This is a genomic window from Streptomyces sp. NPDC055962 (assembly GCF_042270185.1).
Classification (GTDB): domain Bacteria; phylum Actinomycetota; class Actinomycetes; order Streptomycetales; family Streptomycetaceae; genus Streptomyces.
Window position 1 is genome coordinate 432,369 of sequence record NZ_JBHJYN010000003.1, and the last position, 16,051, is coordinate 448,419.

15 protein-coding genes are annotated in these 16,051 nt (G+C 71.7%); 10 read left to right on the forward strand and 5 right to left on the reverse strand.

What is annotated here, in order from left to right:
- Positions 1-6 precede the first annotated feature (6 nt).
- Positions 7-462: a hypothetical protein gene (locus ACFC51_RS12455; RefSeq protein WP_376378136.1), complete on the reverse strand. Its 456-nt coding sequence runs from the start codon at positions 460-462 to the stop codon at positions 7-9.
- Between the two features lie 151 nt (positions 463-613).
- Here ACFC51_RS12455 and ACFC51_RS12460 point away from each other — a divergent pair, with 151 nt between their 5' ends.
- Positions 614-856: a DUF6411 family protein gene (locus tag ACFC51_RS12460; protein ID WP_376378133.1), complete on the forward strand. Its 243-nt coding sequence runs from the start codon at positions 614-616 to the stop codon at positions 854-856.
- Positions 857-1,224: 368 nt separating this feature from the next.
- On the opposite strand, the gene ACFC51_RS12465 is transcribed toward ACFC51_RS12460, so the two are convergent.
- Entirely contained in the window at positions 1,225-1,698 is a 474-nt protein-coding gene (locus tag ACFC51_RS12465; protein ID WP_376378131.1) for a hypothetical protein, read from the reverse strand.
- A gap of 544 nt (positions 1,699-2,242) precedes the next feature.
- On the opposite strand from ACFC51_RS12465, the gene ACFC51_RS12470 reads away from it, so the two are divergent.
- The 3 genes from ACFC51_RS12470 to ACFC51_RS12480 all read left to right on the forward strand — a co-directional run bounded on the left by ACFC51_RS12470 (position 2,243) and on the right by ACFC51_RS12480 (position 5,566).
- On the forward strand, positions 2,243-3,217 hold the full coding sequence (locus ACFC51_RS12470; RefSeq protein WP_376378129.1) for a TauD/TfdA dioxygenase family protein: 975 nt from the start codon (positions 2,243-2,245) through the stop codon (positions 3,215-3,217).
- Between the two features lie 246 nt (positions 3,218-3,463).
- Positions 3,464-4,909 (forward strand): glyceraldehyde-3-phosphate dehydrogenase, encoded by a 1,446-nt coding sequence (locus ACFC51_RS12475; protein WP_376378127.1) that lies wholly within the window; start codon positions 3,464-3,466, stop codon positions 4,907-4,909.
- 111 nt (positions 4,910-5,020) lie between these two features.
- Positions 5,021-5,566 carry a YciI family protein gene (locus ACFC51_RS12480; protein ID WP_376528418.1) on the forward strand — a complete coding sequence of 182 codons (546 nt, stop codon included), beginning with the start codon at positions 5,021-5,023 and terminating at the stop codon, positions 5,564-5,566.
- 71 nt (positions 5,567-5,637) lie between these two features.
- On the opposite strand, the gene ACFC51_RS12485 is transcribed toward ACFC51_RS12480, so the two are convergent.
- The 3 genes from ACFC51_RS12485 to ACFC51_RS12495 all read right to left on the reverse strand — a co-directional run bounded on the left by ACFC51_RS12485 (position 5,638) and on the right by ACFC51_RS12495 (position 9,859).
- Positions 5,638-7,803 carry a SpoIIE family protein phosphatase gene (locus ACFC51_RS12485; protein WP_376528421.1) on the reverse strand — a complete coding sequence of 722 codons (2,166 nt, stop codon included), beginning with the start codon at positions 7,801-7,803 and terminating at the stop codon, positions 5,638-5,640.
- A gap of 243 nt (positions 7,804-8,046) precedes the next feature.
- Positions 8,047-9,237 (reverse strand): GDSL-type esterase/lipase family protein, encoded by a 1,191-nt coding sequence (locus ACFC51_RS12490; RefSeq protein WP_376378120.1) that lies wholly within the window; start codon positions 9,235-9,237, stop codon positions 8,047-8,049.
- A gap of 52 nt (positions 9,238-9,289) precedes the next feature.
- On the reverse strand, positions 9,290-9,859 hold the full coding sequence (locus ACFC51_RS12495) for a TetR/AcrR family transcriptional regulator (RefSeq protein ID WP_376378118.1): 570 nt from the start codon (positions 9,857-9,859) through the stop codon (positions 9,290-9,292).
- Positions 9,860-10,183: 324 nt separating this feature from the next.
- On the opposite strand from ACFC51_RS12495, the gene ACFC51_RS12500 reads away from it, so the two are divergent.
- From ACFC51_RS12500 to kdpB, 6 genes are all read left to right on the forward strand, one after another.
- Positions 10,184-10,540 carry an SAV_915 family protein gene (locus tag ACFC51_RS12500; protein ID WP_376378115.1) on the forward strand — a complete coding sequence of 119 codons (357 nt, stop codon included), beginning with the start codon at positions 10,184-10,186 and terminating at the stop codon, positions 10,538-10,540.
- Entirely contained in the window at positions 10,537-11,874 is a 1,338-nt protein-coding gene (gene lysA, locus ACFC51_RS12505) for a diaminopimelate decarboxylase (protein WP_376528423.1), read from the forward strand. The genes ACFC51_RS12500 and lysA overlap by 4 nt, the downstream gene beginning before the upstream one ends.
- A 186-nt stretch (positions 11,875-12,060) precedes the next feature.
- A complete protein-coding gene (locus ACFC51_RS12510; RefSeq protein WP_376378110.1) occupies positions 12,061-12,198 on the forward strand; it encodes a hypothetical protein in 138 nt (45 codons plus the stop codon).
- A complete protein-coding gene (kdpF, locus tag ACFC51_RS12515; RefSeq protein ID WP_376378107.1) occupies positions 12,195-12,284 on the forward strand; it encodes a K(+)-transporting ATPase subunit F in 90 nt (29 codons plus the stop codon). The genes ACFC51_RS12510 and kdpF overlap by 4 nt, the downstream gene beginning before the upstream one ends.
- A gap of 8 nt (positions 12,285-12,292) precedes the next feature.
- Entirely contained in the window at positions 12,293-13,957 is a 1,665-nt protein-coding gene (gene kdpA, locus ACFC51_RS12520) for a potassium-transporting ATPase subunit KdpA (RefSeq protein WP_376378105.1), read from the forward strand.
- Positions 13,954-16,047: a potassium-transporting ATPase subunit KdpB gene (gene kdpB, locus ACFC51_RS12525; RefSeq protein WP_376528426.1), complete on the forward strand. Its 2,094-nt coding sequence runs from the start codon at positions 13,954-13,956 to the stop codon at positions 16,045-16,047. The genes kdpA and kdpB overlap by 4 nt, the downstream gene beginning before the upstream one ends.
- Positions 16,048-16,051: the final 4 nt, after the last annotated feature.

A 16,051-nucleotide genomic window follows, 5' to 3' on the forward strand; every position in this document is an offset into this window, starting at 1 on the left:
GCCGGCTCAGTCGCGCGCGTGAGCGCACCGGGTGTCCTCGGCCTTCCGCAGGACCCGCATGCGGCGCATGAGGTCACGCGTCACACGCCGGTCGAGCGTGGTGCGCCAGACGACTCCGGGGTACCGGGCCCGGAGATGGGAGAGGGCCCTGGTCCCCAGTCCGCTGCGGTGGAACCGCTCCTCGATGCTCACCTCCGTGATGACCCCCTCGGAACAGGAGGCGCAGAGGCGGAACTCCACATGGCCGACCACCTTGCGCACCAGTACCAGGAGCAGACAGCGGTCCCCGGTGCTCCGCCCCGAGGACGGCACCAACTCGACCTGGCTGTAGGCGAGTACACGCCGACGCCAGGCTCCCCTGCGGTGGCCGGGCAGCCGATGGCGGCCCTCGCGACCGTGGTGCGCGGGGGTTTTCGCCGCGCCTGCCGCCGGAAGGGACGGGCTGTGGGGCGGGTCGGTCACGGGCCGTACGTGGCTTCCGAGCATGTCCTGCGCCTGCCCGCTCTGCGGCGGCCGATGCCTGCGGTCCGCGGTGCCCCGTGTCAGGACCGGCGGCGCATACCGGTCGTCCCGCCGGGCACACGGCAGGTCTCATCAACCCCGGGAGTTCATCATGGTGATCGTCGGCATCGTCGCCGTCTGCGTCGTTCTGGCCGTCCTCGCGTTCTTCGTTCCGCGCCTGTCGCGCCACCCCGAACGCGGTACCCAGCGGACCCTGGGGGTCGGATCGCGCGTCGGGGGCAAGGCTCCGGGCGTCCTGGGCCGGATCTTCAGCAAGCCCTTCCGCAGCAGCTCCAAGGCCGTGGGCAGCAGCGGCTCCGCCGGTCGCCGGGCACGCAGCCGCTTCCCCTTCTGACGGCGGACGTCGCCGGATTCCGGCCGCGCCGCACACCCGAGCCGCCGAGGGCCCAGCCCCCGGCGGCTCGGTCGTCGCGCGCCGTGCACGGGGCGGCGCTCCGGCGGCGCGGGGACAGCGACGACAGCGGGTCCGAGACCGCGCCGCCCGCGCAGGGTCGTCGAAGCCTGCGGGTCGGTGGGAGTGCCGAGCGCGACGCGTGAGCACATGGTTCCGCTGCGCGGCGTGGATGTCGATCCGTACGTCGATCCCTCTCCCACCACACGCGATCTCGGCGGCGAGGGGGCGGTGGTGCCAGCCCAGTGCGTCGTGCCGCACCGCCGTCCCGAGGCCGGGGCCGACCCGGCCGCCGAGGGCGGCGCCGACCCTCAGCAGCGGCCTTCCCCGGACCGTGTCACCGAGGAATTCCCGCATCCGTCGACGATGCGGCGCGGCGTGTCCCCGGTGGCCGTCCCGTCATGCGGCAGATGGCGCCGGGCGAGCGGCTGGCCCCGGCAGGTCCATGCGCCCGAACGTCGGGGCGGGCACCCGATGTGGATACCGCCCGCCACCGGACCGGCGCTCCCTCCCTGCTCCCCGGCCGTGCCGGGGAGCAGGTAGAGGGGGATCCGGGGCCTGCCGACCCAGCTGATCCCCACCGGTTCGGGCAGCTCCCGCACCAGGCCGAGGCGGACGAGGCCGGTGCACCGGCCTGAGACGGCGGCCGGGCTGAGCCCACGGAGATCCGCGATGGTCCGGCGGGCGACCGGCCCGTGGCCGAGCACCGTGCGCGGCACCGTGGCGGCGTTGGCCTCGCGACGACCGTCGCCGTCCGCCCGGGACATCTGTGCCGCGGCTGTCATGCTGTCCTTCCTTGCGGTCCTGCGACGCGCGGCGGTCGCAGCGTTACGGCGGCGTGAAATCGGCCCCGGCCTCGCGCCCGGTCCTCGTGCGGGGTGCGCACCACCTCCGTGAGTGAGGGAAGAACACCAGGTCGAGGGCGGTTTGACGGGGTGTCGTCCAAGCCGGAGCGGACGTCGTGCGCACGCCGATCCGACCGCCGTGCGGCACCTTCGGGGACAGGGGCACGTGGTTGACGTCCGCCACGGGGCGCTGCGAGTCTCCGGAGCATGTTCGCGACGGCCGTTTCCGATGCGCGGCCCGCCCACGCCGGCCGCCCCACCACCGCGGCGGCGTGTCCGGGCACCTGTTCCGCCGGCTGATCCGACCGCCCCGGCCCCCCGCCCCGGCCCGTACGACTCCGGCGTCCTCACCCCGCACCGCGGTTCAGCCGCACATCCCGGCGCTCCGTCCCCTCCCACACCCCCGTCGACAGGCCGATTGATTTCTCTCCGAGATCAAGCTCGGCCGTGAGGGGTGATCCCGAAGACCGAAGGGAATTCAGTCATGTCCGCAGCAACCACCGCCTCCGCCACCACCACAGCCTCCGCCCCCGCCCTCACCGTCCGGAAGATCGGCGGCCGGCTCGGCGCCGTCATCTCCGGGGTGCGCCTCGGCGGCGACCTCGATCCCGCCACCGTGGCCGGGATCCGTGCCGCGCTGCTGACCCACAAGGTCGTCCTCTTCCGCGGCCAGGAGCACCTGGACGAGGACAGTCACGAGGCATTCGGCCGGCTGCTCGGCACACCGGTCGCCCACCCCACCGTCCCGTCCGCCGACGGCCGTTACTCGCTCGGCATCGACTCCGACCACGGAGGCAGGGCCAACCAGTGGCACACGGACGTGACCTTCGTACCGGCCTATCCGGCCTTCTCGATCCTGCGCGCCGTCGTCATCCCGCCCTACGGCGGCAACACCCTGTGGTCCAACACCGCTGCGGCCTACGCCGAGCTGCCCGAGCCCCTCAAGGTGCTCGCCGACAGCCTGCGCGCCGTCCACTCCAACGACTACGACTACGTGGCCCTGCGCCCGGAGGCCCGTCCCGAGGCCCTCGCCCAGTACCGGAAGGTGTTCACCTCGACGAAGTTCCTCACCGAGCACCCCGTGGTGCGCGTCCACCCCGAGACCGGCGAACGCGTCCTGCTCCTGGGCAACTTCGTCCAGCGCATCAGCGGGCTGCCGGGCCGCGACTCCCGTGCGCTGCTGGACCTGTTCCAGTCCCACATCGAGCGCCCGGAGAACACCGTGCGCTGGCAGTGGCAGACGGGCGACGTGGCCATCTGGGACAACCGCGCCACCCAGCACTACGGCGTGGACGACTCGGACGCCCACGAGCGCAAGCTGCGCCGTGTCACCGTCGACGGCGAGGTCCCGGTCGGTGTCGACGGCCGCCCCTCCACACTGATCAGCCCCGAGGAGGTGCCCGACCCCTCGTTCGGCATCGCCTCCGGCGCATCGTCCTCGGAGGCGACGCGCGGATGAGCGGGCGCCCCGACGCGCCCGCCCCGGCGGACGGCGCCCGTGCGCCGTCCGCCGTCCGCCGGGGCCACCCCTGCGGATGATCGTCGTCCCGGCCCTGACAGGGGCGTCCGACGCCGCCGGCGGCCGCCAGGCCGGTCCCCTGCCGCCGTCGGCCGGCGGGATCCGGGAGGCCGCCCGGCACCGGCTGAACGATCAGAATCGAGTGCGGTTAACATATGAGCACCGCCTAGCTCGAAAGATGGACTTGTGACTTTCACCGAGGACTCGTTCACCAATTGGAAGACCCGTGAGGAGATCGCGGAGTCGATGATCCCGATCATCGGGAAGCTGCACCGGGAGCAGGACGTCACGATCCTGATCCACAGCCGCTCCCTGGTGAACAAGTCGGTGGTCAGCATCCTCAAGACCCACCGGTTCGCCCGGCAGATAGCCGGCGAGGAGCTCTCGGTCACCGAGACCCTCCCGTTCCTGCGTGCTCTCGCCGCCCTGGACCTCGGCCCCTCGCAGATCGACCTCGGCATGCTCGCCGCGACCTACCGGAGCGACGACCGCGGACTGACCGTCGAGGACTTCACCGCCGAGGCCGTGGCCGGCGCGACGGGCGAGAACAAGACGGAGCGCCGCGAGTCGCGCGACGTCGTCCTCTACGGATTCGGCCGCATCGGCCGCCTCCTGGCCCGCCTGCTGATCGAGAAGACCGGGTCCGGCAACGGTCTGCGCCTGCGCGCCATCGTCGTGCGCCGGGCTGCCGGACAGGACATCGTGAAGCGCGCCTCCCTGCTGCGCCGCGACTCCATCCACGGCCAGTTCCAGGGCACGATCACCGTCGACGAGGCGAACAGCAGGATCATCGCCAACGGCAACGCGATCCAGGTGATCTACTCCGACGACCCCACGTCGGTGGACTACACGGCGCACGGCATCAAGAACGCCATCCTCATCGACAACACCGGCCGCTGGCGCGACCGCGAGGGCCTCTCCCGGCACCTGCGCCCCGGCATCGCGAAGGTGGTCCTGACAGCGCCCGGCAAGGGTGACGTGCCCAACATCGTGCACGGCGTCAACCACGACACGATCAAGCCGGACGAGCAGATCATCTCGTGCGCCTCCTGCACCACCAACGCGATCGTCCCGCCGCTGAAGGCGATGGCGGACGAGTACGGCGTGCTGCGCGGCCACGTGGAGACCGTCCACTCGTTCACCAACGACCAGAACCTGCTGGACAACTACCACAACTCGGACCGTCGTGGCCGTTCCGCACCGCTCAACATGGTCATCACCGAGACGGGCGCCGCCTCCGCCGTCACCAAGGCGCTGCCGGACCTCCAGGCGAAGATCACCGGAAGCTCGATCCGCGTGCCGGTCCCGGACGTGTCCATCGCGATCCTCAACCTGCAGCTCGAACGCGGCACCAGCCGCGAGGAGGTCCTGGACTACCTCCGCAACGTGTCGCTGACCTCGCCGCTGAGGCGCCAGATCGACTTCATCACGGCGCCCGACGCAGTCTCGAGCGACTTCATCGGCTCCCGCCACGCGTCGATCGTCGACGCGGGCGCGACCAAGGTGGAGGGCGACAACGCGATCCTCTACCTCTGGTACGACAACGAGTTCGGCTACTCCTCCCAGGTCATCCGGGTCGTGCAGCACGTCTCCGGCGTGGAGTACCCGACGTACCCGGCCCCCGCGGTCTGACCGCCGTGCGTCCGGCGGCTCCCCACTCCGGGAGCCGCCGGACACGGACCCTCGGGCGGCCGGGCCCGGAACCCTCTCGACGTGGCCCCTCCGTGAGGAGACCATCCGGGTATGGAGTTCCTCTGCTACCACCGCGACCGTCCCGGCTCCCTGGCGCTGCGCGACGAACTGACCGAAGAGCACTGGTCGTACATGGACGGGTACGCGAAGGAGATGATCGCCCGCGGGCCGACCCTGGACGGCGACACGCCCACCGGCAGCCTGCACGTCCTCGACCTGCCCGATCCCGCCGCCGCCCGTGCGTTCGCCTTCGACGAGCCGAACCACCAGGCCGGCATCTACCGGGACGTGCTGCTGCGCCGCTGGCGCAACACCCTGGGGCGGACCATGTGGGACTTCCCGGGCGGCGACACGGACGGCAACCGGTACCTGGTGCTCGGGCTCGGCTCGGGCCCGGCGGCCGATCTCGCGGTCCCGGCCGACCGGGACCAGCTGATCGCCTACGGGCCGCTGCTGTCCGACGACGGCGCCGGCTGGCTGGGCACGGCTGCGCTGGTCCGGGCGCCGGACCCGGGCACGGCGCGGTCCCTCCTGACCCGGGACCGGTACGCCGTCATCGAGGTCCACGCCTGGCAGTTCGGTGGACGCCGGTCCTGAGCGGTGCCGCTCCGGCGGGAGCGACCGGGAGCGACCCGCCCGGATGCCACCGACGGTGCGGGCGCGGCGCGTCAGGCCAGGTCCGTCTCCTCCGCTCCCGGCAGCGGCTGTTCGGCCCAGATGGTCTTGCCGGTGCCGCTGTAGCGGGTGCCCCAGCGTTCGGTGAGACTCGCGACGAGCAGCAGACCGCGTCCTCCCTCGTCGAAGATCCGGGCGCGGCGCAGATGGGGCGCGGTACTGCTGCCGTCGACGACCTCGCAGATGAGCGCGGTGCCCCGGATGAGCCGGAGCCGGATGGGGTCGCCGCCGTAGCGGATGGCGTTGGTGACCAGTTCGCTGACGACCAGTTCCGTGGTGAACACCGCGTCGTCCAGGCCCCATGCCACGAGTTGCGCCGCGGCCCGCTTGCGGGCGGTGGAGACGACGGCCGGATCCGCGAGGAGGTCCCACGAGGCGTAGTGGCCCGCGTCGAGCCGTCGTGTGCGGGCCAGCAGCAGGGCGACGTCGTCGTCCAGCTGCTCGGGGACGAGTGCGTCCACCACGGTGTCGCAGGCTTCTTCGAGCGAGTGCGCCGGACGGCCGAGCAGATCGCACAGTTCGGCGAGGGCGGTGTCGGCGTCCCTCTCGGCCGTCTCGATCAGGCCGTCCGTGTACAGGGCGATCCTGCTGCCCTCGGGCAGCTCGAAGTCGGCCGCCTCGAAGGCGGTCACACCCACTCCGAGCGGTGGCCCCGCAGGCAGCGGCAGCTGCTCGACCGTGCCGTCGGGGCGCGCGACCACCGGCTCGGGATGGCCCGCCCTCGCCATCGTGCAGTGGCCGGTGGCCGGGTCGTACACGGCGTAGAGACAGGTCGCGCCGGCGACCGGTGCACCCTCGGAGCTGTCGGCCGGCTGCTCGCGGTCGAGCGTGGACACCAGGTCGTCGAGCTGGGTCAGCAGTTCCTCCGGGGCGAGGTCGACGTCGGCGAGAGTCCGTACGGCGGTGCGGAGCCTGCCCATGGTGGCCGAGGCGTGCAGGCCGTGTCCGACGACGTCGCCCACCACGAGGGCCACCCGGGCGCCGGACAGCGGGATGACGTCGAACCAGTCCCCTCCGATGCCCGCGCCCGTCGTGTTCGGGAGATAGCGCGCGGTGACCTCGACGGCCTTCTGGCGCGCGGCACGGCGGGGCAGGAGGCTGCGCTGCAGGGCGAGCGCCGTTGCCCGTTCGCGTGTGTAGCGGCGCGCGTTGTCGATACAGACCGCCGCCCGCGAGACGAGCTCCGCGGCGAGCTGCAGGTCCACGGTGCCGAACCCGCCAGGCGTCCTGTGCCGGCAGAACAGCGTGGTGCCGAGTGTCACGCCGCGGGCCCTCAGCGGAACCGCGAGGACCGAATGGATCTTGTGATCGCGCATGCTCCGTGACCGCTCGGGCTCGTCCGCCGCCCAGAACCGCAGGGCTTCGTCGTCGACGGCGACGCGCATCGGTTCGCCGAGGACCAGCGCCCGGCCCACCACGGAGTTGCGGTCGTAGGAGTGGACCTCACCGAGGGGGACGACCGACTCGGGGCATCCTTCGATCACGGACCGCTGAGCCACCCGATGGAAGCTGATCATGTCCCTGTGCAGTACGGAACGCGCCTCGTCACCGGTCAGCACCTCGGAGAGCAGATCGACCGTGACGAAGTCGGCGAAGTCCTCGACGGCGAGCTCCGCCAGTTCCTCGGCGGTGCGTCCCACGTCCAGGGTGCTGCCGATCCGTTTGCTGGCCTTGTTCAGCACGGCCAGCCGCCGTCGCGCCCAGAACTGGTCGGTGGTGTCGAGCGTCACGACCGACACGCCCTCGACCTCACCCGCGGCGTTCCGCACGGGCGACATCGCCGCCTGCCAGACGTGTTCGCTGCCCTCCACCGTGAGGTGCGACTCGTACGGCTCGCTCCGGCCCGTCCTCAGCACGCGGGCGATGGCGTCGGAGAGCCCTTCTCCCCCCTCCAGGAACACGCCCGGCTCGACCTCGCCCGGACGCAGTCCGAGCAGCGACGCCTCGGGCCTGCCGACGGAGTCGGTAGCGGCCCCGTTCGCCATGGCGAGGAGCTGGTCCCGGCCGAAATAGGCGACCGGCACCGGCAGCTGTGCCAGGATCCGGCAGCGTGCCTCCTCTGACGGCGCACCGCCCGGAGTCCGGTCGCCGGATGTGTCCGGCGTGGGACCGGCCGTGTCGGCGGGCGGGCTCGTGGGGCCCGCCTCGTCCTTGTTCATGGGCCCATCACTCGTCCTCCCCGCATCGGCAGGCCGCCCGCGAAGAGACAGATACGACCTTTGTTCAAGAATGCTCTTGTACGTCCGGGCTCTCAACCGCCGCGGTCCGTCGTGGGCGGGGCGGGGAGGACGGACCACCTCAGGGACGTGGTCCTCCGCCGGTGAGGGGCCGCCTCAGACGCTCGGCCTCCGCCCGTGAGGAACAACCTCAGACGCTCGGTCCTCCGCTGGTGAGGAACCACCTCAGGGGCGTGGTGCGTCGCCGGCGAGTGGGCCGCCCGCACCGAACGCCAGCCGCGCGAAACGCTCGCCGATCCGCCGGTGCGTGGCGGCGTCCGGGTGCAGCGCGTCGGGCAGCGGCAGCTCGGCCGAGTCCGCCTCGCCGTAGAGTTCCCGGCCGTCGAGGTAGTGCAGATTCGGGTCCTCCGCCGCGCGCTGCTCGACGATCCGCGCGAGCTCACGCCGGATGGTCCTCAGGGTCAGCTTGCCGCCGGCGGTCTCGGCGGGGTCCCCCGCGGCCCGGAAGCTCAGCCTGCCCTCGCTCATGGCGCTGCGGTCCGGGGCACTGGGGCCGGGGGTGTCCTCGTGGATGGGGCACAGGAGGGGTGAGACCACCAGCAGCGGAATGGTGGGGTGACCGTCGCGGATCGTGTCGAGGAAGCCGTGTACCGCCGGGGTGAAGGCGCGCAGGCGCATCACGTCGGTGTTGACCAGGTTGATGCCGGCCTTGACGCTGATCAAGTCCGCCGGCGTGTCACGCAGGGTGCGCGCGGTGAACGGGTCGAGCAGGGCGCTGCCGCCGTACCCCAGATTCACCAGCTCGACCCCGCCGAGCGCCGCGGCCAGGGCCGGCCAGGTGGTGGTCGGGCTCGCGGCGTCGGAGCCGTGGCTGATGGAACTGCCGTGGTGCAGCCAGACCGCGCGGCCCCGGTTCGGGACGGGTTCCACCGGGGCGTCGGTGCGCAGGGCGACCAGCTCGGTGGTCTCGTTGTGCGGCAGCCAGATCTCGACGTCCTTCGGCCTTGCGGGCAGCCCGTCGAAGCGGACGGTGCCCACCGGCCCCGGCCTGGTCACGGCGGATCCGGTGGCGAGGTCGATGGTCAGGACGTTGCCGCCCTCCACGGAGGCCCGGCCCGCCTGGTGGCCGTCCACGAGCAGGTCGTACACCCCGTCGGGGCGGGGCGGGGCCCCCACGTAGACCCGCTTGGTGGGCAGCGTGTCCAGCTCCACGACGGTGGCCCGGGTACGGAGTGCGATCCGCACGCCGGAGGGCTGGGCCTCCGCCATGGCCAGCTGCCCGTCCGTGTTCTGGGCGCGGGCACGGGCGGGCAGCCGGTGCGGCAGCAGACCGTGCGCGGTGCGCTCCAGGTCGAGGGCGCCGCGCACCAGGTCCTCGGTGAGGGGCGTGGTCGTCAGCCGGGAGTGGGGGCTCATCGGTCTCCGCCGTCGGTTCGGGTGCGTCTGGTCTGTGGGGCCGGCGGCCGTGTCAGGGGGCGGGCCAGTTGCGCAGCAGGGCGTCGAGGGCGTCCAGGACCCGCGACCAGGTCTCCTCCGTGCCGGGAGCGCTGTGGCTGAAGCTTCCGCCCGACTCCAGGCTGATGTAGCCGTGGAAGACGCTGCCGAGCAGGCGGACCGCGTGCGTCTGGTCCGGCTCCGTCAGGTCGTAACCGCGCAGGACGGCCCGCGCCATCTGGGCGTGCCTGACTCCGGCGCTCGCGGCGGCCGCGTCCGTGTCCAGCCTGAACTGCGCCGCGGCGTAGCGGCCCGGATGCTCCCCGGCATAGTCCCGGTAGGCGTTCGCGAACGCCTCCAGCGCGTCCTTGCCCGCCCGCCCGGCCAGCGCCGCGGCGACGCGGTCGGCGAGCTCGGCCAGGGCGAGCAGGGCGATCCTGGTCCTGAGGTCGTGCGAGCCCTTCACGTGCGAGTAGAGACTCGCGTCCTTCACCCCGAACTGCCGGGCGAGTGCCGCGACGGTCACCTTCTCGAAGCCGACCTCGTCGGCCAGTTCCGCTCCGGCCAGCGTGAGGCGTTCCGCGTTCAGTCCTGCTCGTGCCATGGCCACCATCTCCTCGGGCGGATTCGATTATGCGTTTACCTAGGCCTCTTAGGCAAATGCCGACCTCCCCAAGGCGGGTCGTCCGGCGCCGGGAAGGCTCGTCCCGGCGCGCGGGACCCCACCGGTCCGTGACCTGGGATCCGGTCCGGCCGACCGCCCACAGGCGCCCACCCGTCAGGGACCTGTATGGACGGGGCCGTTGCACGTCAAGGTGCCGTCAGGGGCCGGGCCGTGGCGCGCCCCCGCGGGGATAGCTTCGGTTGCCACGCCCCGGACCGCCTCCCCGCTCCCGGGGCGCCACCGTCGAAGCCCCAGGAGGGCCCCATGTGTCTGTTCCGGTACGAAAGTGATCCCGAGCCCGAGGAACCGCTCCCGGCCGGGCGTCTGTACGTGCCCGTCCGGCCGGGAAACGGAGCGGGGACGGCGATCAGGCTGTTCCGCACTCCCCTGGGCACACGCACGGCCGTCGGTTTCACGACCTCGGAGCGGCTGAGGCGGACACTGGGCGAGGACCAGGCGTCCGTCCGGCTGTCGGAGGGCCTGCTGCGGGCTCTCTGTGTACCGCTCGGCGCGCATCTGCTGACGGTCGACCCGGCCCTGTCGGCACACCCCGTCGCCCCGCCGGCCCCCCGGCCCGGCCCCCTTCCGGTGCGGGCCGTGCGCACGGGGACGGCGTCATGACCACGGCTCTCGTCCCCGGGACGGCCTCCGCTGACGCCGACGACCTGGCCGTCTGGCCGCTGTCGGCCCGACGGCTGCCGGACGGGGACGTCATGGTCGGCGGGGTGCCCCTGACCGAGGTCGCCCACCGTTTCGACACCCCGGCCTACGTGCTGGACGAGTCGGAGGTGCGCGCCCGCTGCCGCGTGTACCGGGCGGCCTTCCCGGACGCCGACGTCATGTACGCCGCCAAGGCGTTCCTGTGCCGGGCCGTCATCCGCTGGGTGCACGAAGAGGGCCTCGGGCTGGACGTCTGCTCGGCAGGTGAGCTGGAACTCGCGGTCACCGCCGGCTTCCCGCCGGAGCGGATCATCATGCACGGCAACGCGAAGTCTCCCCGCGACCTGGAAACGGCGCTGCGGCTGGGGGCCGGCAGGATCGTCATCGACAGTCCCTCGGAGATCGCGCGGCTCGCCGCGTCCGTGGGCCCGCAGGACCACCGCCGCGTGATGCTCCGGGTGACACCGGGCGTCCTTGCCGGCGGGCACGAGAAGATCCGTACCGGTACGGACGGCCAGAAGTTCGGACTCTCCCTGGCGGACGGGTCGGCGGAGCACGCGGTCGCCCGCATCCTGAGCCAGCCGCAGCTCCGGCTGACCGGCCTGCACTGCCACATCGGCTCGCAGATCACGGAGGTCGAGCCGTACGTCACCTCCCTCCGCCGCGTGGTCGACCTGATGGCGAGGATCCGCGACCTCCACGGCATCACCCTGCCCGAGCTCGACATGGGCGGCGGACACGGCGTCCCGTACCGGCCCGGCGAGCGCGCACTCGACCTCTCGGCCCTGGCCCGCGAACTGCGTGCCACGCTCTCGTCGGCCTGCGCGGCCGCGGGGCTGGACGTGCCCCGGCTGGTCGTCGAGCCCGGCCGGGCGATCACGGGCCCGGCGGGGGTGGCGCTCTACCGGGTCCTGGCCGTCAAACGCACGGGCGGCCAGATGTTCGTGGCCGTCGACGGGGGCATGAGCGACAACCCCCGGCCCGCCCTGTACGGGGCCCGCTACACGCCACGTCTCATCGGCCGCCGCTCCTGCGCCGCGCCGACGACGGCGACGGTGGCCGGCCGGCACTGCGAGGCGGGCGACGTACTCGCCGCCGACGTGGAACTGCCGGGCGACATACGCCCCGGTGACCTCCTCGCCGTCCCCGTGGCGGGCGCCTACCACCTGTCCATGGCCTCCGGGTACAACATGGTCGGCCGGCCCCCGGTGGTGGCGGTCACCGACGGGTGCGCCCGGCTGCTGGTGCGCCGGGAGACCCTCGACGACTTCCGCGGGCGGGACGTCGGGGAGTAGGCCCGGGCCGGAACACAGAGAGCGCCACCCCTTTTCCCTCTCGCTTCCAGGCGGGAGGACCGGCACGGAAAGGGGTGGCGTACGCCTGCCCGAAAACCGCTCCGTAGGGGCGGCGTCAAGAATTCCGTCAGGCCCGTATGGAGCCCGTCAAGGGGCGCCGGGAACGACTGGCCGTGCGCTTTGCTTTTGATCGGCCGCACCGGCCGATTCCATTTCATTCACTTCCTCCAGGAGCTCACGATGGCCGATCTGGCCTTCGTCGTCACCACGATCGCGGTTTTCGCACTGGTGGCTCTCATCGCAAGGGGGGTGACGAAGCTGTGACCGCCGAGAACATCGCCGGCCTGGTCGTTGCCGTCGCCCTGCTGGTCTACCTCGTCCTTGCACTTGTGTACCCGGAGAGGTTCTGAACCCCGATATGAGCCCCGTAACAGCTGGTGTGCTCCAGTTGCTCGCGCTGACAGGCGCACTGGCACTGGCATACCGTCCGCTCGGTGACTACATGGCCCGGGTCTACTCCTCCGAAAAGCATTACCGGCCGGAGAAGTGGATCTACCGTGCCATCGGAGCCAATCCGTCGGCCTCGATGCACTGGCCCGCCTATCTGCGCGGTGTACTCGCCTTCTCCGCGGTGAGCGTCCTTTTCCTCTATGCGCTCCAGCGCCTCCAGGGTGCCCTGCCCGGTTCGCTCGGCTTCGCGTCGATCGACCCGGACCAGGCGTTCAACACCGCGGCGTCCTTCGTGGCGAACACCAACTGGCAGTCGTACTACGGCGAACAGGCCATGGGCCACGTCGTGCAGACGGGCGGCCTCGCGGTGCAGAACTTCGTCTCGGCCGCGGTCGGCATGGCGGTCGCCGTGGCCCTCGTACGCGGATTCGCGCGCTCGCGCACCGGAGAGCTCGGCAACTTCTGGACCGACCTCGTGCGCGGCACGCTGCGGATCCTGCTGCCGATCGCGGTGGCCGGCGCGGTCGTGCTGGTGGCGTGCGGCGTCATCCAGAACTTCTCCGGCATCCACGAGGTCGGACAGTTCACGGGCTCCGCCCAGCAGTGGAACGGCGGCGCGGTCGCCTCGCAGGAGGCCATCAAGGAGCTGGGGACGAACGGCGGCGGCTACTTCAACGCCAACTCCGCCCACCCCTTCGAGAATCCGACGCCGTTCTCCAACCTCTTCGAGATCTTCCTGATCCTCCTGATCCCGTCCGCGCTGACCCGCACGTTCGGCCGTCTGGTCGGCAGCCTGCGGCAGGGCTACGCGATCCTGGCCACGATGGCCACCATCTGGGTCGCCTTCACGGCCCTGATGATGTGGACGGAGTTCGCCCACCACGGTCCGGCCCTGGAGATCGCCGGCGGGGCGATGGAGGGCAAGGAGACCCGCTTCGGCATCGGCGGATCGTCGATCTTCGCCGTGGCGACGACCCTGACGTCGACCGGCGCGGTCAACTCCTTCCACTCCTCGTACACGGGGCTCGGCGGCGGTATCACCATGCTGGGCATGCAGCTGGGCGAGATCGCTCCCGGCGGCGTCGGCTCCGGCCTCTACGGCATGCTCGTCATGGCGATCATCGCGGTGTTCATCGCGGGCCTCATGGTCGGCCGCACCCCCGAGTACCTCGGCAAGAGGATCGGGACCCGCCAGATCAAGCTCGCGGCGTGCTACATCCTGATCACCCCCGCGCTGGTGCTCTGCTTCACCGCCGCCGCGACGGCACTGCCCACTCCGCCCCGTTCGATGACCAACGGCGGCGCGCACGGATTCTCCGAGATCCTCTACGCCTACACCTCCGGCGCCAACAACAACGGCTCCGCCTTCGCCGGGCTCAACGCCGACACCCAGTGGTTCAACACCACCATCGGGCTCGCGATGCTGCTCGGCCGCTTCCTCCCGATCGTGTTCGTCCTGGCCCTGGCCGGCTCGCTCGCCGAGCAGCGCCCCGTCCCCGCCACGGCGGGCACCCTGCGGACGGACAAGCCGCTCTTCGCGGGTCTGCTCGTCGGAACGATCCTCATCATCACCGGTCTGACCTACTTCCCGGCGCTGGCGCTGGGTCCGCTCGCCGAAGGACTCGCCTCATGAGCACCGTCACCCCCACCCGTGCCCCGCACGAGGACCCGTCCGGCGGCGCCGGGCCGGGACGTGCCGGCGGAGGACTCTTCGACCCGAGGCAGTTGCTCACCTCCTTCCCGGACGCGGTGAGGAAGCTCGATCCGCGCAACATGATCAAGTCCCCGGTCATGTTCGTGGTGCTCGTCGGCTCGGTGGTCACCACGCTGCTGGCCCTCCGGGATCCCGGTGACTGGTTCGGCTGGGCCATCACGGCCTGGCTCTGGCTGACCACGGTCTTCGCCAACCTCGCCGAGGCGGTGGCCGAAGGCCGCGGAAAGGCCCAGGCGGACACCCTGCGCAAGGCCAGGACGGACACGGTCGCCCGGCGCCTGGAGGGCCGTGACGAGGTGGAGGTGCCCGGCACGGAGCTGCGCGTGGGCGATCTGGTCGTCTGCGAGGCCGGCGACATCATTCCGGGCGACGGCGATGTCGTCGAAGGGGTCGCGTCCGTCGACGAGTCCGCCATCACCGGCGAATCGGCCCCGGTGATCAGGGAGTCCGGCGGCGACCGCAGTGCTGTCACGGGCGGCACGAAGGTCATGTCCGACCGGATCGTCGTGAGGATCACCACCAGGCCGGGCGAGACCTTCATCGACCGGATGATCGCCCTGGTGGAGGGCGCGGCCCGGCAGAAGACCCCCAACGAGATCGCGCTCAACATCCTGCTGGCCTCGCTGACCATCGTCTTCCTGCTCGCCGTCGTGACGCTCCAGCCCTTCGCGGTCCACGCCGGCGCCGGGCAGTCGCTGATCGTCCTCACCGCCCTGCTGGTCTGCCTGATCCCGACGACCATCGGTGCGCTCCTCTCCGCGATCGGGATCGCGGGCATGGACCGCCTCGTCCAGCGCAACGTCCTGGCCATGTCGGGGCGTGCCGTGGAGGCGGCGGGTGACGTGTCGACGCTGCTGCTCGACAAGACCGGCACCATCACGCTCGGCAACCGGCAGGCCGCGGAGTTCCTCCCGGTCAGGGACACGAGCGAGGCGGAGCTGGCCGACGCCGCGCAGTTGTCGTCGCTGGCCGACGAGACTCCCGAGGGCCGCTCGGTCGTGGTGCTCGCGAAGGAGGCGTACGGTCTGCGCGAACGCCACCAGGGCGAGCTCGCCCACGCCACCTGGGTCGCCTTCACGGCACAGACCCGCATGTCGGGGGTGGACGTGGACGGCCTCAAGGCCCGTAAGGGCGCGGCCGGTTCGGTCGTCGCATGGGTGAAGGAGCGGGGCGGTCGCGTCGCCGAGGACGCCGGCCCGCTCGCCGACCGGATCTCCGAAGCGGGCGGCACACCGCTGCTCGTCGCCGTCGAGGACGCGAAGGGGGCCCGGATCCTGGGCGTCGTCCACCTCAAGGACGTCGTCAAGGACGGCATGCGGGAGCGCTTCACCGAGCTGCGCCGGATGGGGATCAGGACCGTCATGATCACGGGTGACAACCCGCTGACGGCCAAGGCGATCGCCGAGGAGGCGGGGGTCGACGACTTCCTCGCCGAGGCCACGCCCGAGGACAAGATGGCCCTCATCAAGCGGGAGCAGGCGGGCGGCAAGCTCGTCGCGATGACCGGGGACGGCACCAACGACGCCCCCGCGCTCGCCCAGGCGGACGTCGGCGTGGCGATGAACACGGGCACCTCGGCCGCCAAGGAGGCCGGGAACATGGTGGATCTGGACTCCGACCCCACCAAGCTGATCGAGATCGTCGCGATCGGCAAGCAGCTCCTCATCACGCGGGGCGCCCTGACCACGTTCTCGATCGCCAACGACGTCGCGAAGTACTTCGCGATCATCCCGGCCATGTTCGCGGTGGTGTACCCCGGCCTGGACAAGCTCAACGTGATGGGCCTCGCGTCGCCGGAGTCCGCGATCCTGTCGGCCGTCGTCTTCAACGCGCTGATCATCGTCGCCCTCGTCCCGCTCGCCCTCAAGGGGGTCCGGTACCGGCCGGCCGGAGCCGACAGGATGCTCCGCCGCAACCTCGGGATCTACGGGCTCGGCGGCCTGGTGGCCCCGTTCATCGGCATCAAGATCATCGACCTGCTCATCTCCCTCATTCCCGGGCTCTCCTGAACCA